Origin of the sequence: Streptomyces chisholmiae (genome assembly GCF_031845445.1) — a bacterium.
Lineage (GTDB): Bacteria > Actinomycetota > Actinomycetes > Streptomycetales > Streptomycetaceae > Streptomyces > Streptomyces chisholmiae.
Genome location: NZ_JAVREO010000028.1, coordinates 19,674 through 40,780, shown reverse-complemented (window position 1 = coordinate 40,780; position 21,107 = coordinate 19,674). Strand labels below are relative to the sequence as shown.

The window sequence follows — 21,107 nt, the reverse complement described above, 5'->3', positions numbered from 1 at the left end:
AGGAGGCAGTATGCCGCACTGCACCGTCACGCTCGCCGAGGAACTGCTGGACGACACGACGGACCAGCGTCTCGCCACGGCCCTCACCGACGCCGTCGTCGCCGTCTACGGCGACTGGGCCCGCCCGCTGGTCGTGATCGCCTTCCACGCGCTGCCCACCGCGCGGTTCGCGGTCGGCGGCCAGCTCGGCACCGTCCCACCCCCGGCGGTCGAACTCCGCAGCCGCGCCGGGATCTTCACCCTGGTGCCGGACGCCGCGCCACGGCTGGCCGCCGGCCTCACGGACGCGGTGGTCGGCGTGCTCGGCGAGGACGTCCGGGCCGACACCGCCGTCACGCTGGTCGGGGTGGCCGACGACCGGTCCGCCGTCGGCGGCGTGCTGTTCAGCGTCCAGGACCCACGCTGAGCCCGCTCGGGCGCGTCAGGCGTCGCTGCCGAGGCCCGCGTCCCGGGCGAGCAGCGCCGCCTGGACCCGGTTCTCGCACTCCAGCTTCATCAGGATGCGGCTGACGTAGGTCTTGACCGTCGCCTCGCTGACATGGATGCGCCTGCCGGCGTCGGCGTTGGACAGGCCCTCGCCGAGCAGCGCCAGCACCTCCAACTCGCGCTCGGTCAGGGCCTCCAGCCGTTTCCTGGCCCGCTCGCGCTGGGCGCCGGCGGCGTTCGCGGCCAGCGAGTCGACGACGTGCCGGGTGGCGCCGGGCGACAGGAACGCGTCGCCGGCCGCCGCGGCGCGGACCGCCCGGATCAGCTCCCCGGGCGCCGCGTCCTTCAGCAGGAAGCCGGCGCCGCCGTGGCCCAGCGCGCGCAGCACGTTCTCCCGCTCGCCGAAGGTGGTCAGCACCAGCGCCCGCACCGCCGGCGCGACCCGCCGCAGTTCGGCCAGTGCGGACAGCCCGTCCAGCACCGGCATCCGGATGTCGAGCACCGCCACGTCCACCGCGTGTGACCTGGCCAGATCGACGGCCTGCCGGCCGTTCTCGGCCTCCGCCACCACGTCGATGTCGTCGGCGGAGGCGAGGATCATCCTGATGCCCGCCCGGATGAGCGGCTCGTCGTCCGCGACGAGGACCCTGATCACAGCACTCCATCACAGGCTGGCGGCGGTACCCGGCAAGGCGGCCGAACACCGGGTCGTCCGGGGACCATTGGCGGCCGCGCGCTCACCCTACGCGAGCCGACACCGCCGGGCCCCGGCCGGCCCCGCCGCCCAAGCCGGGGTCATCCGTTGGTCGTTGCCGGCCTAGCCGAACGTCGACCGCCCGGCCGACCGGCGGGTCCTACCGTGGGCGGGTGAACGTGACGAGAGAGACGACCACCGGTGCGGACGCGGCCGGGGGCAAGCCCTGGACGGTGCGGGGGGTCGCCGTCGAGGGGTCCCTGACCGCGGTGACGACGCTGGTGGCGATCGCCGGCCTGGGACAACACGGGGCCCTGGCGATGATCGGCGGCGGCCTGGCGGCCGTCGCGCTCACCCTGCTGCGGCGGCGGCACCCGGCGAGCGTGCTGGCCGCCGCCGGCGCGGCGACCGCGCTGTACGGCGGCTTCTGGCTGGTGCTGCTGGTGGCCGGCTGGTCGGCGGGCTGGCGGGTGCGCGCGCCGGGGCGCGCGGTCGCGGCCTTCACCACCTCCGGGGTCCTCTTCACCGCGCTGACCATGGTCTCCGACCCGTCCACCGCGCTGCGTCCGCAGTCCGCGCTGTACGGGGTGCTGGTGTTCCTGACCACGACCGCGCTGCCGGGCATCATCAGCCGCTACCGTGGCCAGCGCCAAACCCTGCTGCACGCGCTGCACGAGCACAACGCGCGCCTGCTGCGGGAGCGCGAACTGATCGGCTCACACGCCCGGTTGCGCGAGCGGCAGCGCATCGCCCAGGACATGCACGACAGCCTGGGCCACCGGCTCGCGCTGATCACCGTGCACACCGGCGCGCTGGAGGTCGATCCGTCGCTGACCGACGCGCAACGGGAGCGGGTCGCCGTGCTGCGCTCCGCCTCCGCCACGGCGCTCCAGGAACTGCGGGACGCGGTGGGCCTGTTGCACGAGGACGACGCGCCCGACGCGGGCCACCGGGGCGACGACCGGACGGTGCCGCGCGGGGTGGCCGGCATCGACGAGCTGGTGGCCGCCTCCCGGGACGCCGGGGCCACCGTCGCACTGCGCCGGGACGGCACGCCGCGGCCGTTGGCGCCGGCCGGCGAGCAGGCCGCCTACCGGATCACCCAGGAGGCGCTGACCAACGCGCTGAAACACGCGCCCGGCGCGCCCGTCACCGTCGAACTCCGTTTCGAGCCAGACGCGTTGGTGGTCGAGATCGCCAACGGGCCGGCCTCGCCGGAGGCGTTGGCCGCCGCCGGGCCGGTGGTGAGCGGCGGGCAGGGGCTGACCGGGCTGGCGGAACGCGCGCGGCTGGTCGGCGGCATGGTGCACACCGGCCACACCCAGGAGGGCGGCTTCCGGGTCGCCGGGATGCTGCCGTACGGGTCCCCGCCGACCGCGGGCGCGGGGGCTGGCACGGGGGAGGTGGCCGGCGACGCCGGGCCGGTCGGACGCTCCGTCGCGGCGCCTTTCGTCGACGCGGCGGGCGACTTTCGGGGACAGCGTCCGACGGCCCCGGAACGCGAGGGTGGCACGGTCATCGACTGGGCCGGATCGCCGGCGCGGCAGGAAGAGATCGGCAGAGCCATGGGACGCAGGAAGAAAAAGGGGATCGCGATCGGCTGCGGCGCGGCCCTGTTCATCGTGGTGAGCGTCGGCGCGCTGTTCGCCTGGGCCTACTGGGAGCTGGAGAGCGCCTCGATCAAGCCGTCCGTCTACGAGGCGGTCGAGATAGGCGACGACGAGGAGTCCGTGCGGGACCGGCTGCCGGGCACCTCGTTCCTGATCGAGGACTACCAGAACGAGGGCCCGGAGAAGCCGGCGGGCGCCGAGTGCCTGGTGCTGATGTCGACCGAGCAGCCCGACGACTTCAGCCGCTCCGCCGTCTACCGGTTCTGCTTCGAGGACGGCGCGCTGGTGGAGAAGCTGAGCTACGAGGTGGACCTGTGACCAAGACCCTCCGCAGGCCGCCCGGCACCGCCCAGCGCGCCGCCGGGACTCATTGCTCCAGCGAACCGACCAACTGGCGGGAGGCCGACCCGGCCGACGAACGGGACCTCCCGCACCCGCCACCGGGCCCGGCCCGGGGCCGGAAGCGGCGCCGGGACGGCAGGGAGAACAAGGGGGACGGGAAGAGCAAGGGGAACAAGAAGGGCGAGGACGACGCGGAGGACGCGGAGGACGCGGACGGCGTCGGCGGCGTGCTGGACGAGTTCACGTCGCCCTGGTGGGGCGATCTCGGGCCGGTCGGGGCGCTCGGCCTGATCGCCTCCGCCGCCGGCTTCGCCCTGTGGACCTACCTCGACCTGCCGGGGAGCCCGGACATCCCGGCGACGACCTACCACGAGGCGAGCCGGGTCGCCGCGATCGGCCTGGTCGTCGGCGGCACCTGGGCGGTGAGCCGCTGGCGGTCCGGCCGCCGGCGCGGCACCCCGGCGGCGGACCGGCAGGACGACGCCTGACCCACCTCGGCGACGGCGGCCCGTCGCCGGTCGCGGCCCCCGCCCCCCGGTCCGACCGGCGCACGGGTCTTCGCACCGGGAAACCCGGCCCCTCGCGCCAGGGAAGCGGCCCGACCGGCCCCTGACCCCGCGCCGGACACGCCGGGGCCGGAACGGGACGAGCGAGACATTCGCCCCCTTCGGGAAACTTCGGCGGCGTGCTAGTGTCGGTTCCAGTTGCAGTTGTGGTTCCCAAAGCTTCCGATGTCCTCAGCGGGCTTCACATTCGCTGGTATTTCTGTGGTTCCGGTTTTTCCGGCGGGACGATCATTACGCGACACGGTGTCCGCGCGGTGCGGGCGCCGATGTAACGCACTCCAAAGGAATTAATCATGGCCAGTGGCACCGTGAAGTGGTTCAACTCCGAAAAGGGCTTCGGCTTCATCGAGCAGGAGGGCGGCGGCCCCGACGTCTTCGCCCACTACTCCAACATCGCCGGGCAGGGCTTCCGCGAGCTTCGCGAGGGCCAGCAGGTGACCTTCGACATCGCGCAGGGCCAGAAGGGCCCGACGGCGGAGAACATCGTTCCCGCCTGATTCGCGGCACACGTTCACGGCCGGGCCCGCACCCCTTCGAGGGTGCGGGCCCGGCCGCGTTCCGCTTCCCGGGTCCGCCCGGCCGGCTCAGCGCCCGTCCGCGCAGAACGCGGCGTCCACCACGTCGAGCAGCTGCCCCCTGACCTCCGGGTCGGCCGCCACGGTCGTGCCGTAGACGGTGACCGTCTCGTCCCGGGCCACGGAGTGGCCGCCGACCACGGTGTTGCCCGGCAGGTCGCCGCCGTGGCCCCAGTAGGAGCCGCCGCAGCTCAGCGCGTAGCGGGTGAGGCCGTAGCCGTAGCGGGTGTCCGCCGGGTAGAGGTCGCGGCCCCCGACGTCGGTGGTGTCGTGCGTCATCAGCCACACGGCCCACCACGGCAGCAGCTCGCCGTCGTCCAGCAGCGCGCTCCAGAACGTGTTGAGGTCCTCCGGGGTGGACACCAGGCCGCCGGCGGCGCCGAACTCGTAGCCCGGCAGCTCCGTCACGTCCGTCGTCCCCGCCGCCGGATCGACCGGGCTGACGCCGTAGTTGCGGGCGTGCGGACCGCGCAGCTCCAGCTCACCGACCTCCGGCCAGTAGGTGTCGTCCAGGCCCAGCGGGTCCAGGATCGTGGACTCGACGTAGGTGCGGAAGTCCTCCCCGGTCACCTCGTCAATGATCATGCCGAGCACCAGGTAGTTGGTGTTCGAGTAGCCCCAGTCGGTGCCCGGCGCGAAGGCCGGCTCCTGGGTGAGGGCCAGCGCCAGCAGCTCCTCGGCGGGGGTGCCGACGGCGGACCAGTCCATCAGCTGCACGTGCTCGGGCAGTCCGCTGGTCTGGTTGAGCAACTGCCGCACCGTCACCGTCGAGTCGGCGAGCCGCGGCACGAACTCCCCGGCCCGGTCGTTCAGTCGAAGCTGGCCGTCGGCGACCAGCCGCATCACGGCGGTCGCGGTGAACGCCTTGGTGTTGCTGGCGATCCGGACCTGCCCGTCGGCCCCGGGCATCGGCGTCTGGGCGACCAGGTCCGCGGTGCCGGCGGTGCGGGTCCCGGCGTCCCCGTGCGCCAGCACGCCCGGCACCCCGTCCTCCTCCACCAGCACGTCCAGCCGCTCCTGCACGGCGTCCGCCGCCGCGCTTCGGTCGCTGCCGCCGGCCGTCGCGGTCGGGACGGTCACCCCGACCAGTGCGGAGGCGAGCAGCACGGCGGTGGTGAGGCGGCAACGCGTCATGGGATGACTCCTGGGATCTCGAACCGGTGGGCGCCACCAGGGAGTTCGACGCTGCGAAGCGCCCTGGCGGACACCTAGAGCATCTCGGCTGGCGCCGGCCGGCACACGGGGCGTCCCACCCATATCCCGGGGTGCACCTGTCCCCACCCACCCGGGACCTGCCGCCACCCCCACCCACCGGCCAACGCCCCGCCGGCCCCGCCCGGTCCACGTACGCTGGCCGAACGGACGCCGGAGGGGGAGCAGATGACGCGACGACGACGGGTGACACTGGACGCGGTGCGCGCGGACAGCTCCTCCGAGACCCTGGTCCTCGACTACCCGAGCGCGCCGCCCTACGTGGTGCGGGTGTGGCGCGGCACGGACCCGGACCCGGCCAGCTATCCAGCCACCGACCTGTTCGCCGCCCTGCTGCAGCTGCGCCTGGACCTGGAGGCCGACGGCCTGTTGCTCTGCTGCCAGGGCGCGCGGGGCGACGTGACCTCCTCCGGCATGGAACGGCAGGCGGGCGGCCACCAGGTCTTCCCGTTCACGCCGGCGACCCGGGAGGTGCGCCACGCGGAGGCGGTCGACATCTTCGCGCCGGCCGCCCCCGACCAGGTCGTCACGGTGGAGGAACAGCGCCGGGCGGTCTTCGCCCTGCACGGCCTCACCGACGACACCATCACCCGCCACCCGGGCGACCGGTGAACTAGCCGAACTCGCGTCCGCCGCACGGCCGGTGTGCGGCCGTCAGCGGCATTCAGCGGCATTCAGCGGCATTCAGCGGCCGGTGGTCACCTCGGCGCCGCGTAGCGCGAACCCGCGCGGGTCCGCCGGCCTACCGGCCACGACGGGCCGGCCGGGCGCCCGGAACGCCCCGGCCCGCAGCCGGACCCGATCGGGCCGCTCGACATGGAGCGAGCGCAGCCGCCAGCTCTCATCGACCCCGGCCGCCGACGCGGGCGGGGGCAGGGCCAGTTGCCCGATGGTGGCGGCCAACGCCGCCCGTCCGGCCGGGCCGCCGGGGGCCGCGTGGCACGCGACACGCTGGAGCAACGCCTCGGGCGGCGGCCAGGGCGACCGTCCGGAACGAGCCGAAGGGGCCGGGCTGGTCGCGACCGACCGGCGTTGGCCGGTGCCGCTGTCCACTTGGCCGTGGACGTGGCCGAGTCCGGCCGCCGGTCGCGACCGACCGGCCCGGAGCCCGCTGGTGCCGGCTCGATGCGCGGCGGGACGGGCCCGCCGGCCGTCCCGGAGAGCGCGGTGAGCGCGCCGCGTGAGCCGGTGGCTGGTTACTCGGCGGGGGACGTGCCTTGGTCGAAGTGGGTGATCAGCCGGCGCATCCGGTCGACCAGTTCGGGCGGCTGGACGATCCGGAAGTCCGCGTCCAGGGCGCCCAGCAGCGCCACCGGCCAGTCCAGGGAGTCCACGGTCATCAGCACCCGGCAGCGCTCCTCGGTGATCTCCTCGACCTCGCACCACCGGCCCACCCGCCGGCGGACGGTCGCCGCGGGCGCGTTGACCAGGATCTCCACGCGGTGCGGGCGGGGCAGGGCGCCCAGCCGAGCGCGCACGAACGCGGCGGCGTCCGCGGCGGGCAGCTCGCGGGGCCGGAACCGGCCGCCCGTGGCCCGGGGTTGGGAGAGCCGGTCCACCCGGAAGGTGCGCCAGTCGGCGCGGTCCAGGTCGTAGGCGACCAGGTACCAGCGACGGCCGAGGCAGACCAACCGGTGCGGCTCGACGCGCCGTTCGGTGCGGCGGGCGTCGGCCGCCGTGTAGGTGAAGGCGAGCCGCTCGCCGTCCCGGCAGCCCAGCGCCACCGTGGTCAGCGCGCCGGGGTCCACGCCGGCGGTGCCGGTGCCGGCCATGCCCACCGCCTCGGTCATGGTGCGCAGCGCCTCCACCCGGCGCCGCAGCCGCGCCGGCATCACCCGCACCACCTTGGCCAGCACCCGCACCGAGGACTCGGCCAGGCCGTCCACCGCGCCCTGGGCCGCCGTCTGGAGGCCGACCGCGAGGGCGACCGCCTCCTCGTCGTCGATCACCAGTGGGGGCAGTGCGGCACCCGCCGCGAGTTGGTAGCCGCCGGCGACGCCCCGGCGGGCCTCCACCGGGTAGCCCAACTCCCGTAGCCGGTCCACGTCCCGGCGCAGGGTGCGGGGCGAGACGCCCAGCCGGTCGGCCAGCTCGTCGCCGGGCCAGTAGCGGTGCTCCTGGAGCAGCGAGAGTAGGCGCAGCGTCCTGCTGCTGGTGTTGGCCATCGGGCACCCCCGGTCGCGCTCGTGGCCCAAGATCCAACCCGCGGGCCCCACCTTTTGCGGTCAGGAAGTGGCCGCAATCGATCTTACGCTGGCCGTAGACCCGCTGGAAACGGGACGAAACCGATCAATGCGTGGAAGGACGAGATCATGAGTGTGCAGGAGCTGACCTCTGTCGACGCGGGCCCCGAGGCGCCGGTGGCTACCGGTGAGCGGGCGGACCTCCTGGCGGCGCTGGCCCAGCAGCGCCACTTCCTGCGGTTCACCACGCGTGAACTGAGCGACGACCAGGCCAGGCAGCGGACCACCGCGAGCGAGCTGTGCCTGGGGGGCCTGATCAAGCACGTGACCGCGATCGAACGCGGCTGGGTGGACTTCATCCAGCAAGGCCCGTCCGCGCTGGGCGACTTCAGCGATATGACGGAGGAGGACTGGGCCAGCCGGGCCGACGAGTTCCGGTTGTTGCCGGAGGAGACGCTGGCGGGGGTGCTGGCCGAGTACGCCGAGACGGCCCGCCGCACGGACGAACTGGTCGCCACTCTGGAGAGCCTGGACCTCGACCACCCGCTGCCGAACGCCCCGTGGTTCGAGAGCGGCGCCCGCTGGTCGGCCCGCCGCACGGTGCTGCACATCATCGCCGAGTCCGCGCAGCACGCCGGTCATGCCGACATCATCCGGGAGTCCCTGGACGGCGCGAAGAGCATGGGCTGAGGGGGTGACCGATGGCCCGCTACCTGCCCCCGCCGGTGGGCCAGGTAGCGGGCACGGCGGCTATCCCAGCAGCTCGCGCCACTCGGGGGCGAGGGCGATCTCCCGGAACTGCTCCTGGGTCAACGGGCTTTCGTTCCCGTTGAGGGTGGTCTGGAGGATGTCGATCGACGCCCCGTCCGGGTAGTAGACGTCGGCGTAGAGGGAGCTTGGCAGGCCCGGCAGGCCCGGCTCCGGGCAGACGACGAAGGTGGCGAAGCCGTCTATGGTTTCGGGCTCGCACTCGGACGTGCTCTCGGGCTGCGCGTCTTCGTCGAAGGACGCGGGCGGGTACGTGGTGACGTAGACCTCGGCGATGTTGACCCCGTCGTCTATCAGGACGGTGGCGCTGCCCGGGACGTTGTTCCGCCCGGCGAGGATCGACAGGCCGTCCGGGGACAACGCCCGCAGAGTGTCCACGATGGCGGCCGGCTCGACCTCGTCCTCCGCCGCGTACTCGTCGTCCATGGTCGGCACGCCCTGCTGGGCGTCGATCCGGTCCAGGTACCGCTGCCAGACCGGGGCTTCCGCGATCGCGAACAACTCGGCCTCGTTGAGGACCGGCTCCGCACCGGCGGGCAGCTGCGTGGCGTCGCCGAGATAGAGACTGACGGCGACCTGCCGCACCCCCTCCTCACCGGGACCCCAACTGGTGGGCGACACCAGCCAGGCGTCCCAGTTGCGGCCCGAGTCCTCGCCCATCCAGGCGTAGTCATCCCGCTGCGTCGTGTCGTCCGTCGCCTCCGGGTCAACTCCCGGGCCTGGCTCGGCCCCCGGCTCCGGTTCGGTCTCGTCGCCCGGGGATCCGCTCTCGGCGATCCCGCCTGCTGTCCACTCCGCGAAGGACCGCACCGAGCCGTCGGGCAGCTCCTCGTCCTCGCAGAGCTGGGCCGAGGCCAGGTCGACGTCGAGGCATCCCTGGTAGTCCCCCCAGACGGCGGCGGTCCACCGGGTCAGCGCCACGTCCAGGGTGTACTCGGCCTCGCCCACCCGGAAGTCGACGGAGACGAGGGGGGTGTCCGTCCCCTCGGGGGCCCAGGCCAACACCTCGGCCTCCTGGGCCTCCGCGGGCAGCAGCCCGCTGAGGCTCCGCTCCAGCTCGGACTCGAACGCGGGGCCGCTCGCCGCGACCGGCCCCGACCGCTCGGCCGGCCCGCCGTTCTTGCCCCCGCCGCCGGGGAGTTGGGTGGCCACGACGATGCCGGCGACGGCGACGGCGCCCGTCACGGATGCGGCGCGGCGCCGCCACAACCTGGCCCGGCCGCGCCGCAGGCCGCCCTCGACCAGCTGCCCCGGAGTGGGCTGGTAGCCGCTGCTGGCCTGCCGGAGCATGGCGGCGAGGTCGCGTTCCAGCGGGGTGAGATCGTCTGTGTGGTGTGGCTCGTTCGTCATGTCGAGTCCCCCTTCCGCCGGTCTCAGGCGGTGGTGAGTTCTGCGAAGCCGGTCTGGCCCAGCTCGGCTCTGAGTTTGGCCATGGCGCGACTGGATCGGGAGCGGACAGCGCTGGAGGTCATGCGCATCGCCGCCGCCGTCTGTTCGATGCTCATGTCGTCCAGGAAGCGCATGACCACCACGGCACGGTCCTTGTATGGGAGGTTGCCGAGGGCCTGGAGGAGGGTGATCCGGAGCGTCGAGTCCCCTATCTCAACGGGCGTGTCGGGAAGCCAGGAGGCGGGCTGTTCATGGCTGCTCCGCCGTCTGCGATAGGTGAGATAGACCCGCACCAGGACCTTCTTCGCGTAGGCGTCCGGGTTGTCGATGCAGCGTCTGCGATTCCACACGGTGTACATGCGGCCGAGGGTCTCCTGCACCAGATCCTCGGCGAGATGGGTGTCACCGCTGGTCATCAGACACGCCGCACGGTATAGCGCCGAGCTGCGGCTCTCGGCGAATTGGCGAAAGGTCTCGTCGTCCCGCCGCCTCATCACGCCCCCCTGACAGTGGCTCTGCTTCCCCGACGCCCCGAAGAGCGCCCGGATTCGGATGGTCGCATCGGTGACGCCGCCGCGCGGGCGGCGTCACCGATGCTGGTCAGCTACCGCACGGGTCAGCTGAAGAGCGCGCGCCACTCGTCGGCGACCACGATCTCAGCCAGCTCGGTCCCGCTCAGCACCGCGTCCGTGCCGGTGGGCTCGGAGCCCTCCCAGTCGGTCACGTTGTAGGCCGTGATGTCGACCGAGGTGCCGTCCGGGTAGGTGATCGCGGCCCAGTTCATCGCGATCGGGTCGTCGGCGCTGGCCGGCCAGTCGCAGACGGTCAGCCAGCTGCCGTCGGCCAACTCGGTCTCGTCGCACAGCGGGTCGGCCGGCGCCGCGGGACCGGGGATGCCACCCTCGTCGGTGGGCGGCAGCGCCTCCGAGGCCGGACCGGCCAGCTCCGCTATGTCCGCGGGCAGCTCCGACGGCTCCTCGAACTGCGCGCCGCCGAAGGCGGTGATCTCCACCAGACCGGCGCCCGCGCCCTTGTCCACCAGTACGGTGGCCCGGCCGGGCTCGTCGTCCGTGCCGTCGGTGATCTCCAGCCCCTCGGGGGCCAGGGACCGGAAGGCGTCGCGCAGCTCGGCCGCCGGGATGTCGCTGGCGGGCTCCTCCACCCACTCCTCTGGCGCGCCGTACCGCGCGTCGGCCTCGTCCAACAGGGCCTGCCAGACCGGGGCCTGGGCGACCTCGGCGAGCTGCTCGATGTCAACCGGCGGGACGTAGGCGTCCGGGTCCGCCACGTCCGTCAGGTCCTTGGAAGCGCCGACCACCACCGCGCGACCGCCCGGCTCGTCAAGGCCCTCCCCTCCGGGGCCCTCCAGCCAGACCGACCAGTCCTTGCCGTGGTAGGGCTCGAAGCCCTCCTCCGGGTCGCCCTCCTCGATGTACTCCTCGGTGACCAGGGAGAGGATGGAGCCGTCGGGCAGCTCCGTCTGCTCGCAGCTGAAGCCCTCCCGTGGCTCGCCGAAGCCCTGGCAGCCGGCGATGTCCCGCCAGTCGTCCGTCGCCCAGCGGGAGACGCTCAGGTCGATCGAGGTGCCGCCGGAGTCGTCCGCCGCCAGCAGCGAGGCGTAGACGTCCGGGCCCGCGTCGAGCCCCTCGCCCTCGGCCTCGCCGATCTCCAACCCCTCGGGCAGCAGGCCCGTGAGCGCCTCGATCAGCTCCTCCCCCGTCTGCGGGACCTCGCTCACCCGCGGCGCCTCGCCCGCCTCCTCCGCCTCCGAAGCGGCGTGGCTGGGCACGGCCACCGCCATCGCGGTCACACCCGCCGTCGCCACGGCGGCCAGCAGGCCAAGCCGGCGCTTGGACGAAGCGTTCCGCACGGTGTCTTCCTGCTTGCTCATCTCTCTGCTCTCTCCCTCTTCGGCTCTCATCGGCGCGGGCCCGCGAGCCCTCCGACGAGCGCGTCCCCCCGGGGCCTCTCGCCCCGTCACTCATATCGATGCGGTGGCCACCGGGGGATGTCGCAGAAGTCGCGAAGTTTTTTTCTGGGGAGGCGCGAAGCGGGAGTTGACGGGGCGTCGGGTCGGGCGTGCACGGCGCCCGCGAGGTCGCGGGCGGGCCACCGGGAGCGCTCAACGCGGGTTCTCCGCTGGCCGGCGCGCGCCGGCGCCTGTTCGAGCCAGAACACCCTTCGCCAACTGTGTTTGTTCGATTACGATGCGGTACCGGCGGTCCCGATGGGGAGATCGCGGCCGCCCCTTGCCGGTCCCCACCCGGGATCCGGCCACGTCGACTGCCCCGGGGAGGCGGCCCGATGGGTCCGAACAAGGAGGGCATCGCTCGGGAGGTGGCGTTCCAGGTCGCCCGGAGCCTGCCCGGCGAGCGAATACGGGTGAGCTACCAGGCGGAGTCCGGCGGTGTCCGGGGCGTGCTGGGCTGGGCCGCGCTCTTCTCCTGGGTCGTGGAGCTCTACGACCTCGTCACCGAACGGCACTACACGATCGCGCTCACCGATGGCCACGTCCTGCTGCTGCGCACACCAGGCTCTCCCAGCGCGTCAGGAGGGTGCGACGAGTCGTGCCCCGCTCGGAGTTCGCCGCGCGGGTGCGGGACGTGCGGTGGACGGCGCTGGCCGAGGCCGAGTTCCGGGTGCGCTTTCCCGGCTGGTGGCGCTCCAGAAAGAGCTACATGTGGAGCCGCTCTGGAAGGACGAGTTCGCCCACTTCCTCGCCGACCTGAGCCACCCGCCGCAGGGGTACGGGCGGCCGGGGCCTGGGGAGCCGGGGCAGCGCGGGTACGGGGCGGGGCGGCCGCCCGGGGCGGGGTGGTAGCCGGGCGGCCCGTGCGGTGGGCTGGCTAGGCGATGACCTCGTCGGCCGGGGGCGGGCCCGGCGGGGTCGCGTCGGGGGCGAAGGGGGTGCCGCCGAGCTGTTCGCGGTGGTGTGGCGTGGTCCACCCCGACAGGTCGGGTCCGGCCGGCACGATGCCGGTCGGGTTGATCCCGGTGTGCACCCGGTAGTAGTGCTGCTTGATGTGGTCGAAGTCGACGGTGTCGCCGAAGCCCGGCGTCTGGTAAAGGTCGCGGACGTACCCCCACAGCACCGGGTCCTCGGCCAGCTTGTTGCGGTTGCACTTGAAGTGGCCGTGGTAGACGGCGTCGAACCGCACCAGCGTGGTGAAGAGCCGGATGTCGGCCTCGGTGATGTGGTCGCCGACCAGGTAGCGGCGTTCGCTGAGGCGTTCGGAGAGCTGGTCGAGCCGGTGGAAGACGTCCGCGTAGGCCGCCTCGTGTTCCTCCTGGCTGGTGGCGAAGCCGGACCGGTAGACGCCGTTGTTGACGTCGCGGTAGATCCCTTCGGAGACCTCGTCGATCTCGTCGCGCAGCCGCTCCGGGTAGAGGTCGGGGGCGCCGGGCCGGTGCAGCGCGGTCCACTCGGTGGCCAGGTCCAGCGTCATCTGCGCGAAGTCGTTGGTCACCAGCAGCCCGCTGGGGATGTCGACGATGGCCGGCACGCTGACCCCGCCGGGGTACCCCGTCTCGCGCGCGTCGTACGCCTCGTGCAGGAAGCGGATGCCGAGCACCGGGTCGCGCCCGTCCGGGTCCAGGGTGAACCGCCAACTGCGGTCGTCCTGGATGGGGTCCACCACGCCGACGGACAGCGCGGACTCCAGGCCCAGCAGCCGCCGGGAGATCAGCACCCGGCTGGCCCACGGGCAGGCGCGGCTGACCACCAGCCGGTACCGGCCGGCGGCCACCGGCCAACCGTCCTCGCCGGCCGCGGTGATGCGGTCGGCGAAGTGGCTCCTGGAGCGCTTGAACTTCTTCCGGCCGTACTCGGTGTTGCCCTCGCCCAGCTCCTGCGGCGCCGTCGCCTCGTCCGCGGCCCCGTCGCCCGAACCACTCTCGGCCATCGCGTGTCCCTCGTGTCGTCGCCTACCGCTGCTGTCTTCCGATCAGAGCATCCCTGCCCGCCGGGTGGGGCCCGGCACGCCCGGCCGGCGGCCGGTGCCGGCAGGACGGCCGAAGTTGGTGGGTGCGCCGGCCCGTGCCCGGGGCGGGGATGGGTCGGAAAGCGGCTGGTCGGGGCGGCGGGTGCGGCTTATGGGCGCGTCCGGCCTGGTGGGTGCCGGCGGTGTGCCGGGGCCGGGTTCCGGCCACCCGGCCGTCAACCGAACGGCCGGCCCGGCCGAAACCAACCCCCCGGGGCGCCGGGCCGGTCGGCCGGTCAGGAGGCGAAGTCCCGGCGGGCGGCCTCGATCTGGCCGAGGTGGCGCTGGGTCCAGTCGCACATCCCCGCCACGGTGCCCAGCAGGGCCCGGCCGGGGTCGGTGAGCGTGTACTCGACGCGTGGCGGCACGGTGGGGTGCACGGTCCGCCGGACCAGGCCGTTGCGTTCCAGCATGCGGAGGTTCTGGGTCAGCATCTTGTGGCTGATCCCGTCGATCTCCCCGCGCAACTCGCCGAAGCGGAGTGTCCGTTCGTCGAGCGCGCCGATGATCAGGAGTGCCCACTTGTTGGCGATGTCGGAGAAGATCTCGCGCGCCAACGAGTCGGCCCGGGTCAGGTCCGCGTCGGCGGGCAGGCCCTCGAACTGCTTGGTCACCATCTGGTTCCCCAGTCACCTAAAAGTGCGTTCTTCCACGTCAGCGACCACTCTCCTACCGTTCTCAAGTAACCACAAGAGAGCACGGGGCCCGCGCCGGGTCCCGGCCCGACGGGAGGCGCTTCCCTCATGCCCATCACCCTGCTGAACCCGGCCGGCCTGCCCCGGATCGACGCCTACCGGCAGGTGGCGGTGGCCACCGGCTCGAAGCTGGTCTTCGTCGCCGGCCAGGTGTCCTGGGACGCGGCCGGCACCACGGTCGGCGCCGGTGACCTGGCCGCCCAGGTCGAACGCTGCTACCTCAACGTGGGCACCGCGCTGGCCGAGGCCGGCGCCTCCTTCGCGAACGTGGTGAAGCTGACCGCCTATGTAGTGGACTGGACCCCGGAGCAGATGCCGCTCTTCCTTTCCGGGGTGGCCCGTGCCGCTGACCGGCTGGGCGTCTCCCCGGTCGCGCCGGCGACCCTGCTGGGTGTCGCGGCCCTTGACGTGCCGGACCACCTCGTGGAGGTCGAGGCCACCGCGGTCGTCGACTGACCGGTGGGCGGCGGGGTCAGGTACGCGAGCCCGGTGAGCCGCGGCGGCTCCGCGTCGATGGCCTTCGGGGCGGTGAAGCGAGCGATCGTGGGGAGCCGTTACACCCGTCGACCCCGCTGGGGCCTCGGGTTGACCGAGACTCCAGCGGGGCGGGGGTGCTGACTCATTCAGCGTCGGCGAGCCGCGGGTCCTTCTCTTCTTCCTCTGCTTCCTCGGGGTCAGCCGCCGCCGCCAGCTCCCGGACGAGGTACGCCTCCAGCCGCTGGCCACGGCTCCGCGCGACCCGGTGCACGTTGCGCAGCGCGAAGACCAGGCAACCGCCCAGATCGTCCAGGTCCTCCGCCTCGTACTCGCCGCTGCCGATCACCTCCTCGGCCACGTCCAGCAGTTCCTCGGCGTACGCCAGCTGCTTGCGCTCCGTCGCGTCCGCCAGCTGGCTGACCCGCCCCTGCCCGCCGCCCACCAGATAGCAGGGCCGACCACGATCATCGCTCCACGGCAGCAACCGCCCCGGCATCTGGTCAACAGTGATCATCGATCGAACTCCCCTTCGCATGTCTTTCCACCCAACGGCCAGTTGCGGCCGATGTGTAGCGAACTGCTTACAGCGTGGGACCAGTGGTTCTAGGCTCGCCAGTGAGTCGCGGGTGACATTGACCCCGTCGCAGGAGAGGCAACAATGAGCAACATCTATGGGGAGTGGTTGAAGGCCCAACGCGAGGGCGCCGGCCTGACCCAACAAGAGCTGGCGAACCGGGCGATCATGACCCGCTCCCACATCTCCCACATCGAGGCCGGCCGCAGGATCCCATCCCGGGAGGACGCCCGCCGCCTGGACCGCGCCCTGAACACGGGGGATGTACTGAGTACGTTCCTCCCCGGTGGGGACGAGATCGCGATCGCGGACTACTTCGAGCCGGTCCGACAGCTACAGCAACAGGCGACCATGATTCGGGAATTCTCCTTCTCACTGGTCCCTGGGTTGCTCCAGACCGAACGCTATGCACGCGCCATCCTGGGCTCGGCCTTCCCTCCGGTGAGTGGTGAGGAGCGTGACAGGCGTGTAGTAGCAAGGGTGGGGCGCTCTGAACTGCTGCAAGACCCTGTCACGCCCATACTGTGGGTGCTCCTCGACGAGGCGGCGCTCCGCCGCCCAGCCGGGGGGGCAGAAGTGATCGCAGAGCAGATCGAGCACATCGCAACGCTCACGGAAGCGGGAAGGATCAGAACCCACGTGATGCCGCTCGGCAGCGATGTATATCCGCTCATGCACAGCAGCTTGACGTTGATGTCGTTCGAGGATCAGCCCCCCTGCGCTTACACCGAGGGCCACATCTTCGGCAAGCTGCACGACTCCCCGTCCGTAGTCGAGCGCCTCCAGAACGCCTACGATTTGACCCTGGGCGATGCGTTGCCCCAGGAAGACTCCCTTGCCCTGATGAGGGCCATCGCGAAGGATCACGAGACCTCATGACGAACCGCATCATTCCCAACAGCACTGCCGTAAACGGTTGGCGGCGGTCTTCCCACAGCAACGCGGACGCTGGGAATTGCCTGGAAGTCCTGGACAACCACCCCGCCGGCGTCCCTGTCCGCGACTCCAAGAACCCCGCCGGGCCCGCCCTTGTGGTTCCGGCCGCCGCCTGGGGCAGCTTCCTCGTGTTGGTGAAGGGCTGACGAGCCCCTCTCCGACCACGGCCGAGGTCACCGCTCAGCTGTCGGCTCGGTAGGGCGCGATCAGTTTCTCGATCGTGAGGTCCGGGCTGTCGGCGAACTTGTCCACCGCGTCCATGCCCGCCCAGACCGCGCCGTCCTGGGCCATGCCCAGGTAGACGTTGCGGCGCGCGATCATCCCGATGGGGAAGAGTTCGGCGTCGGCCCACTCACTGAGCACTTCGAAGATCTCCTCGTCCCACTCCGCCAGGGCCGGGTCGAGCTGGAAGTCGAACCGCGTCAGCGGGACTTCGGCGCGGTCTCCGGCGGAGGCCAGCCCGCCGAACTCGGCGATGAAGCGGCGGGCCGCCGGGTGCGGGCGGGGGAAGGTGCCACGTCCGCAGAGCAGTTCCTCCCAGGCGTCGGTGTCGACCGCGCGGCCGGGGTACCAGCCCAACACGCGCAGCGTCCGGTCCGTCCCCTCGCTCCACTGCCGTGCAGTGCTGCCGTCCACGCCAACTCCTCCTCCGACGGATGACGTTGGCAGGCTGCCAGGCCGGGCCGGCACGGCGCGAACGGTTTGTGTCGCCGCCGGCGGGAGTGGTCCAGCACCACCACGTTGTCGGGGGGTTCTCCCCACCCCGGGACGCCTTCTGGGGCCACTGCGTCGCGGCGCCACCGCGCCCAGGGTGGGAGGAGAAGGCAACGGCCGACCTGGGGAGTGGCGGACATGGGTGGGAAGCGGCGGATCGGCAGGCGGGTGGGGGCGGCGGCGGTCGCCGGGGTGCTGCTGGCGACGGCGGCGGCACCGGCGGTGGCCGCCGGTGTCAGCGAGCGGACCGGGACGCAGCGGGGTGACGCCTGGCGTGGCACGTTGGTGGCCGCCGAGCGGGTGTTCGGGCTGCCCGACGGGCGGGCGGCGGCGGCCGAGTTGACGGCGCACGGCTTCGACGCGGGTGCCACCCGGTACGGGGTGGAGGCGTGGCGGCTGGTCTACCGGACGGTGGACGAGTTCGGTCAACCGACCACGGCCAGTGGTCTGTTGGCGCTGCCGTCACGGGCCGCCGGCCACCGGCTGCCGGTGGTGTCGTACGCGCACGGCACGGAGGTGCACCGGGACGCGGCGCCCTCGGTGCACCGGGGGTTCGCCACGGCTCCGGTCGTCGCCTACGCGTCGGCCGGCTACGCCACGGTGGCGCCCGACTACCTGGGGCTGGGGCTGGGCGCGGGGCCGCACCCGTGGATGGACGTGCCGTCGGAGACCACCGCTTCGCTCGATCTGCTGCGCGCGGCTGGGGAGTTCGCGCCCCGGGAGGGGCGGCAGCTGCGGCGGGAGGTGCTGGTGACGGGGTTCTCGCAGGGGGCGTCGGCCGCGTTGGGGCTGGGGCGGGCGCTCCAGGCGGGGGCGGACGACTGGTTCAGGCTGGGCGCGTTGGCGCCGGTCAGCGGGGCGTACGACTTCGTCGCCTCGCAGCTGCCGGCGGTGCTCGACGGGCGCGTCGCCCCGGAGTGGGCGGTGGCGTACACCGCGTACCTGCTGGTCGCCTACGACCGGTTGCACGAGCTGTACGCCTCGCCGGCGGAGGTCTTCCGCGCGCCGTACGCGGAGACGGTGCCGGAGCTGTTCAGCGGTGACCACCCGGGTCAGGAGGTGATGGCGGGCCTGCCGGCCACCCTGGCGGAGCTGCTGACCGAGGAGGGCCACGCGTTGCTGGCCGCGCCGTCAGGTGAACTGGCCCAAGCGCTGGCCGAGTTGGACAGCGTCTGCCGGGACTGGCGGCCCCGGGTCCCGGTGGTGCTGTGGCAGGCCGGCGGGGACGAGCAGGCGGTCAACGAGAACACCGCGGCCTGTCTGGCGGCGCTGCGCGCGGGCGGGGCGCGGCCCGGGGTGCGTGACCTGGGCCCGGTGGAGCACGACGGGTCGCGGCACATCGGCTCGCATGTGGCGGCGGTGCCGGAGATCATCCGCTGGTTTGACCGGCTGGGCTGACCGGCCGGGCTGACCGGCCGGGCTGACCGGCCGGGCCGGTCGATGGGTGGGGGCTCCGATGCCACACTGGGCGGATGCGTGACGGTGAGCTGGGGGCCTTCATCCGGGCTCGGCGGGAAGCGGTGCGGCCGGACGAGGTGGGCCTGCCGGCCGGTGCGCGGCGGCGCACGCCGGGGCTGCGGCGGGCCGAGTTGGCGATGCTGGCGGACGTGAGCGTGGAGTACCTGACCCGGCTGGAGCAGGGGCGGGACACCCGGCCGTCCGGCACGGTGCTGGCGGCGTTGTCCGCGGCGCTGCGGCTGAGCGGTGCGGACGTGCTCCATCTCCAGCAGTTGGCCAGCATCAACGCCGGCCCCGAGCTGTGCCGGTTCACGCATGCCGGCGACGCCGGCGGGCGGGCCACCGAACAGCGGGTGCGTCCGCAGGTGCGGGCGTTGCTGGGCCAGTTCGAACCGCACGCCGGCTGTGTGCTCAGCCACCGCTCCGACGTGCTGGCCTGGACGGAGGGTTACGCGCGGCTGATGGGTCCGCTGGGCCTGTGGGAGTCGACGCCACCGGGCTCGCCACCGGGCTCGCCGCCGAACCTCGCGTGGTTCACCTTCGTCGGGTCGGGTGCCAGGCTCGGCTTTCCCGACTGGGCCGGGCTGGCCGACGAGCAGGTGGCGACGCTGCACGAGTTGCGTTGGGGCGACGGCGGCGTGGACGCATTGGCGGACCGGCTGGCGGCCGAGGCCGGGCCGGAGTTCGCCGAGCGCTGGGCGCGACGCCCGCTGGGCGCGCCACGGTCCGGGACCCGGACCGTTCACCACCCCGAGGTCGGGGACCTGCGGTTGGACTTCGAGGTCATGCAACTGGCCGACGAGGACCAGCGGTTGCTCCTCATGCTGGCGGCCGACCCGGCGAGCGCGGCGGCCTGGCAACGTCTGCCGGCGACCAGCGCGGGCGCTACGGCCGCAGGCGCTCAGGCCGCAGGCGCTCAGGCCGCGCGGGCCGGGGGTGGCGGGCGGGCTGAGCGTGGCGGGCACGCGGCCGAGGCCGGGCGGCGCGCTGGGGACGAGCGGGGTGGGCGGGCGGAACAGCCCGGACCGGAGGCGGAGGCCAGGTAGGCCGAACAGGCCGAACAGGCCGAACAGGAGAAACGGGCCGGGGCCGGCCGGACCCCTTGCCGCACGGGCGTGCCTCCTCGGTGGGGCAGTCGGCGGACCGGGCAGGGCTCGGCGCCAGGGCTGGCCCGCGCCCGGACGTCCGCGCCGGCACGAGTCCGTGCCGGGCAGGCGCGCCCGTGTGGCAGTCGGCCACCGGGGCGGGGGCCAGGGTCCAGACCGCCGGACCAGCACAGGCCGCCGCCCGGTGCCGGGGCGCCGGCCAGCCGGACCGAACGCACGCCCCACGCCGCGAAACGGGCGCCGAGGCCGCTCGGGAGCCGGTCGCCGGGCCACCCGCCGAACCCCGTGCCCGGCCGGGCATGCCGGCCGGGCGGCGGGCGACCACCCGGCGGGAGCGGGCGCCCAGGCCGTCGGTTCGTCCGACACCGGTGGCCCGGCCGCCAGCGTCAGACGAAACCGAGAGGAGGAACGGCCAGCCCACTTCGAACCGGGGATCGAGGCCGCTCGGCGGCCGGTCGCCGGGCCACCGGCCGCACCGGCCGGACCTCCGCGCCCCAACCGGCCCGCACGTCCGGACCCCCCGCGCCCCGACCGGCCGCACCGGCCCCGGCATCCCGGGCGCACCCCCGGAGCGCGCCTCGCGCGCCGGCGCGCGACCGGGGGCGCGGTCAGCCGCCCGGGTAGGGCGCGGCGGCCCTGGCCTGGGCCAGGGCCTCGCCCCACCAGGCGAGTTCGTCGAACATCGCGGTGGCCTCGGCCCGGGTCTCGGCGGGCACGTCGAGCTGCCCGGCCTCGTCCAGCATCGTCCAGTAGCGGGGAAAGCTGACGGTGTCCCGCACGGTGACCGTGTGCAGCTCGCCGTAGACCTGGCGGAGTTGCTCGACGGCGAGCGCGCCGCCGAAGGTCGCGCCATAGGAGACGAAGGCCACCGGCTTGGCACGCCACTCGCCGTAGTGCCAGTCGATGGCCGCCTTGAGAGAGGCCGGGAAGCTGCGGTTGTACTCGGGCGTCACCACCAGGTAGGCGTCGGCCTCGCGCAGGGCGTCGGTGAGCGGGGCCAGGCCGACGGGCCGCTCGTCCTCGGTGGCGACGGCGGGCGGGGTCGGCCCGAGGGCCAGGGGCAGCTCGGTGTCGGCGAGATCGACCAGGCGGATCTTGAACCGGCCGTGAGCCTCGGCCTGCTGGACGGCCCAGTCGGCCGCCACCGGCCCGAACCTGCCCTCCCGGACGCTGCCGATCAGCACGGTGAGCCGGAGCGTGGGGGCGGTGTCGCTGACGTGTGAGGTGGTCATGGTGCCTTTCGGGTGGGGTGGACGCGGCGGGTGCTGCCGCGCTCGTCGAGTCTCGGCCGGCCGGTGGCGCGCGGGGAGACCGTGCGGGGGCTGGCCCCAGCGGGGCCACCCTGCGGGCCGATGGCGCGGGCAGTGGCGCGGCCGTCCCCCGGAACCCCTGGGGGGTATCG

24 protein-coding genes are annotated in these 21,107 nt (G+C 73.4%); 12 read left to right on the top strand and 12 right to left on the bottom strand.

Features of this window, described 5'->3' with window-relative positions; genetic code table 11:
* The first annotated feature begins 10 nt into the window (after positions 1-10).
* Positions 11-406, top strand: a complete 396-nt coding sequence (locus RM844_RS30045) for a tautomerase family protein (RefSeq protein ID WP_311670589.1) — start codon at positions 11-13, stop codon at positions 404-406.
* Between the two features lie 15 nt (positions 407-421).
* Here the strand turns inward: RM844_RS30045 and RM844_RS30040 are convergent, their stop codons facing one another.
* Positions 422-1,081, bottom strand: coding sequence for a response regulator transcription factor (locus RM844_RS30040; RefSeq protein WP_311670588.1), 660 nt, complete (start codon positions 1,079-1,081; stop codon positions 422-424).
* A 212-nt stretch (positions 1,082-1,293) separates the two neighbouring features.
* On the opposite strand from RM844_RS30040, the gene RM844_RS30035 reads away from it, so the two are divergent.
* The 3 genes from RM844_RS30035 to RM844_RS30025 all read left to right on the top strand — a co-directional run bounded on the left by RM844_RS30035 (position 1,294) and on the right by RM844_RS30025 (position 4,135).
* Positions 1,294-3,048, top strand: a complete 1,755-nt coding sequence (locus RM844_RS30035) for a sensor histidine kinase (RefSeq protein ID WP_311670587.1) — start codon at positions 1,294-1,296, stop codon at positions 3,046-3,048.
* Positions 3,045-3,560 carry a hypothetical protein gene (locus RM844_RS30030; protein ID WP_311670586.1) on the top strand — a complete coding sequence of 172 codons (516 nt, stop codon included), beginning with the start codon at positions 3,045-3,047 and terminating at the stop codon, positions 3,558-3,560. The genes RM844_RS30035 and RM844_RS30030 overlap by 4 nt, the downstream gene beginning before the upstream one ends.
* A 371-nt stretch (positions 3,561-3,931) precedes the next feature.
* Positions 3,932-4,135: a cold-shock protein gene (locus RM844_RS30025; protein ID WP_311670585.1), complete on the top strand. Its 204-nt coding sequence runs from the start codon at positions 3,932-3,934 to the stop codon at positions 4,133-4,135.
* 87 nt (positions 4,136-4,222) lie between these two features.
* Here RM844_RS30025 and RM844_RS30020 read toward each other — a convergent pair whose 3' ends face one another.
* Positions 4,223-5,347, bottom strand: coding sequence for a serine hydrolase domain-containing protein (locus RM844_RS30020; protein ID WP_311670584.1), 1,125 nt, complete (start codon positions 5,345-5,347; stop codon positions 4,223-4,225).
* A 246-nt stretch (positions 5,348-5,593) separates the two neighbouring features.
* Between RM844_RS30020 and RM844_RS30015 the strand changes: the two genes are divergently transcribed.
* Positions 5,594-6,037, top strand: coding sequence for a hypothetical protein (locus RM844_RS30015; RefSeq protein ID WP_311670583.1), 444 nt, complete (start codon positions 5,594-5,596; stop codon positions 6,035-6,037).
* 72 nt (positions 6,038-6,109) lie between these two features.
* On the opposite strand, the gene RM844_RS30010 is transcribed toward RM844_RS30015, so the two are convergent.
* A complete protein-coding gene (locus RM844_RS30010) occupies positions 6,110-6,328 on the bottom strand; it encodes a hypothetical protein (protein ID WP_311670582.1) in 219 nt (72 codons plus the stop codon).
* A 293-nt stretch (positions 6,329-6,621) separates the two neighbouring features.
* On the bottom strand, positions 6,622-7,590 hold the full coding sequence (locus RM844_RS30005; protein WP_311670581.1) for a helix-turn-helix transcriptional regulator: 969 nt from the start codon (positions 7,588-7,590) through the stop codon (positions 6,622-6,624).
* Between the two features lie 147 nt (positions 7,591-7,737).
* Between RM844_RS30005 and RM844_RS30000 the strand changes: the two genes are divergently transcribed.
* Positions 7,738-8,298, top strand: a complete 561-nt coding sequence (locus tag RM844_RS30000) for a DinB family protein (protein WP_311670580.1) — start codon at positions 7,738-7,740, stop codon at positions 8,296-8,298.
* A gap of 60 nt (positions 8,299-8,358) precedes the next feature.
* Here the strand turns inward: RM844_RS30000 and RM844_RS29995 are convergent, their stop codons facing one another.
* From RM844_RS29995 to RM844_RS29985, 3 genes are all read right to left on the bottom strand, one after another.
* Positions 8,359-9,726, bottom strand: a complete 1,368-nt coding sequence (locus RM844_RS29995) for a hypothetical protein (RefSeq protein ID WP_311670579.1) — start codon at positions 9,724-9,726, stop codon at positions 8,359-8,361.
* A gap of 23 nt (positions 9,727-9,749) precedes the next feature.
* Entirely contained in the window at positions 9,750-10,259 is a 510-nt protein-coding gene (locus RM844_RS29990; protein WP_311670578.1) for a SigE family RNA polymerase sigma factor, read from the bottom strand.
* Positions 10,260-10,381: 122 nt separating this feature from the next.
* On the bottom strand, positions 10,382-11,656 hold the full coding sequence (locus RM844_RS29985) for a hypothetical protein (protein WP_311670577.1): 1,275 nt from the start codon (positions 11,654-11,656) through the stop codon (positions 10,382-10,384).
* A 676-nt stretch (positions 11,657-12,332) separates the two neighbouring features.
* Between RM844_RS29985 and RM844_RS29980 the strand changes: the two genes are divergently transcribed.
* The gene (locus RM844_RS29980; RefSeq protein WP_311670576.1) at positions 12,333-12,494 is read left to right on the top strand and encodes a hypothetical protein; all 162 of its coding nucleotides are present in this window, start codon (positions 12,333-12,335) and stop codon (positions 12,492-12,494) included.
* 117 nt (positions 12,495-12,611) lie between these two features.
* Here RM844_RS29980 and RM844_RS29975 read toward each other — a convergent pair whose 3' ends face one another.
* Together RM844_RS29975 and RM844_RS29970 are read right to left on the bottom strand one after the other, a co-directional pair.
* Entirely contained in the window at positions 12,612-13,667 is a 1,056-nt protein-coding gene (locus RM844_RS29975; protein ID WP_311670575.1) for a glutathione S-transferase family protein, read from the bottom strand.
* A 314-nt stretch (positions 13,668-13,981) separates the two neighbouring features.
* On the bottom strand, positions 13,982-14,362 hold the full coding sequence (locus tag RM844_RS29970) for a winged helix-turn-helix transcriptional regulator (protein WP_311670574.1): 381 nt from the start codon (positions 14,360-14,362) through the stop codon (positions 13,982-13,984).
* A 126-nt stretch (positions 14,363-14,488) separates the two neighbouring features.
* Here RM844_RS29970 and RM844_RS29965 point away from each other — a divergent pair, with 126 nt between their 5' ends.
* The gene (locus tag RM844_RS29965) at positions 14,489-14,896 is read left to right on the top strand and encodes a RidA family protein (RefSeq protein ID WP_311670573.1); all 408 of its coding nucleotides are present in this window, start codon (positions 14,489-14,491) and stop codon (positions 14,894-14,896) included.
* A gap of 163 nt (positions 14,897-15,059) precedes the next feature.
* Here RM844_RS29965 and RM844_RS29960 read toward each other — a convergent pair whose 3' ends face one another.
* Positions 15,060-15,431, bottom strand: coding sequence for a hypothetical protein (locus tag RM844_RS29960; RefSeq protein WP_311670572.1), 372 nt, complete (start codon positions 15,429-15,431; stop codon positions 15,060-15,062).
* Between the two features lie 144 nt (positions 15,432-15,575).
* Between RM844_RS29960 and RM844_RS29955 the strand changes: the two genes are divergently transcribed.
* Positions 15,576-16,370: a helix-turn-helix domain-containing protein gene (locus RM844_RS29955; protein WP_311670571.1), complete on the top strand. Its 795-nt coding sequence runs from the start codon at positions 15,576-15,578 to the stop codon at positions 16,368-16,370.
* Positions 16,367-16,573 carry a DUF397 domain-containing protein gene (locus RM844_RS29950; RefSeq protein WP_311670570.1) on the top strand — a complete coding sequence of 69 codons (207 nt, stop codon included), beginning with the start codon at positions 16,367-16,369 and terminating at the stop codon, positions 16,571-16,573. Before RM844_RS29955 ends, RM844_RS29950 begins: the two co-directional genes overlap by 4 nt.
* A 34-nt stretch (positions 16,574-16,607) precedes the next feature.
* On the opposite strand, the gene RM844_RS29945 is transcribed toward RM844_RS29950, so the two are convergent.
* Complete coding sequence (locus tag RM844_RS29945) at positions 16,608-17,063, bottom strand: SUKH-3 domain-containing protein (protein ID WP_311670569.1); 456 nt, start codon at positions 17,061-17,063, stop codon at positions 16,608-16,610.
* 216 nt (positions 17,064-17,279) lie between these two features.
* On the opposite strand from RM844_RS29945, the gene RM844_RS29940 reads away from it, so the two are divergent.
* Both RM844_RS29940 and RM844_RS29935 read left to right on the top strand, forming a co-directional pair.
* The gene (locus RM844_RS29940) at positions 17,280-18,539 is read left to right on the top strand and encodes an alpha/beta hydrolase family protein (RefSeq protein ID WP_311670568.1); all 1,260 of its coding nucleotides are present in this window, start codon (positions 17,280-17,282) and stop codon (positions 18,537-18,539) included.
* A gap of 74 nt (positions 18,540-18,613) precedes the next feature.
* Positions 18,614-19,645 (top strand): MmyB family transcriptional regulator, encoded by a 1,032-nt coding sequence (locus RM844_RS29935; protein WP_311670567.1) that lies wholly within the window; start codon positions 18,614-18,616, stop codon positions 19,643-19,645.
* A 668-nt stretch (positions 19,646-20,313) separates the two neighbouring features.
* On the opposite strand, the gene RM844_RS29930 is transcribed toward RM844_RS29935, so the two are convergent.
* Positions 20,314-20,937 carry an NADPH-dependent FMN reductase gene (locus tag RM844_RS29930; RefSeq protein ID WP_311670566.1) on the bottom strand — a complete coding sequence of 208 codons (624 nt, stop codon included), beginning with the start codon at positions 20,935-20,937 and terminating at the stop codon, positions 20,314-20,316.
* Between the last annotated feature and the right edge of the window lie 170 nt (positions 20,938-21,107).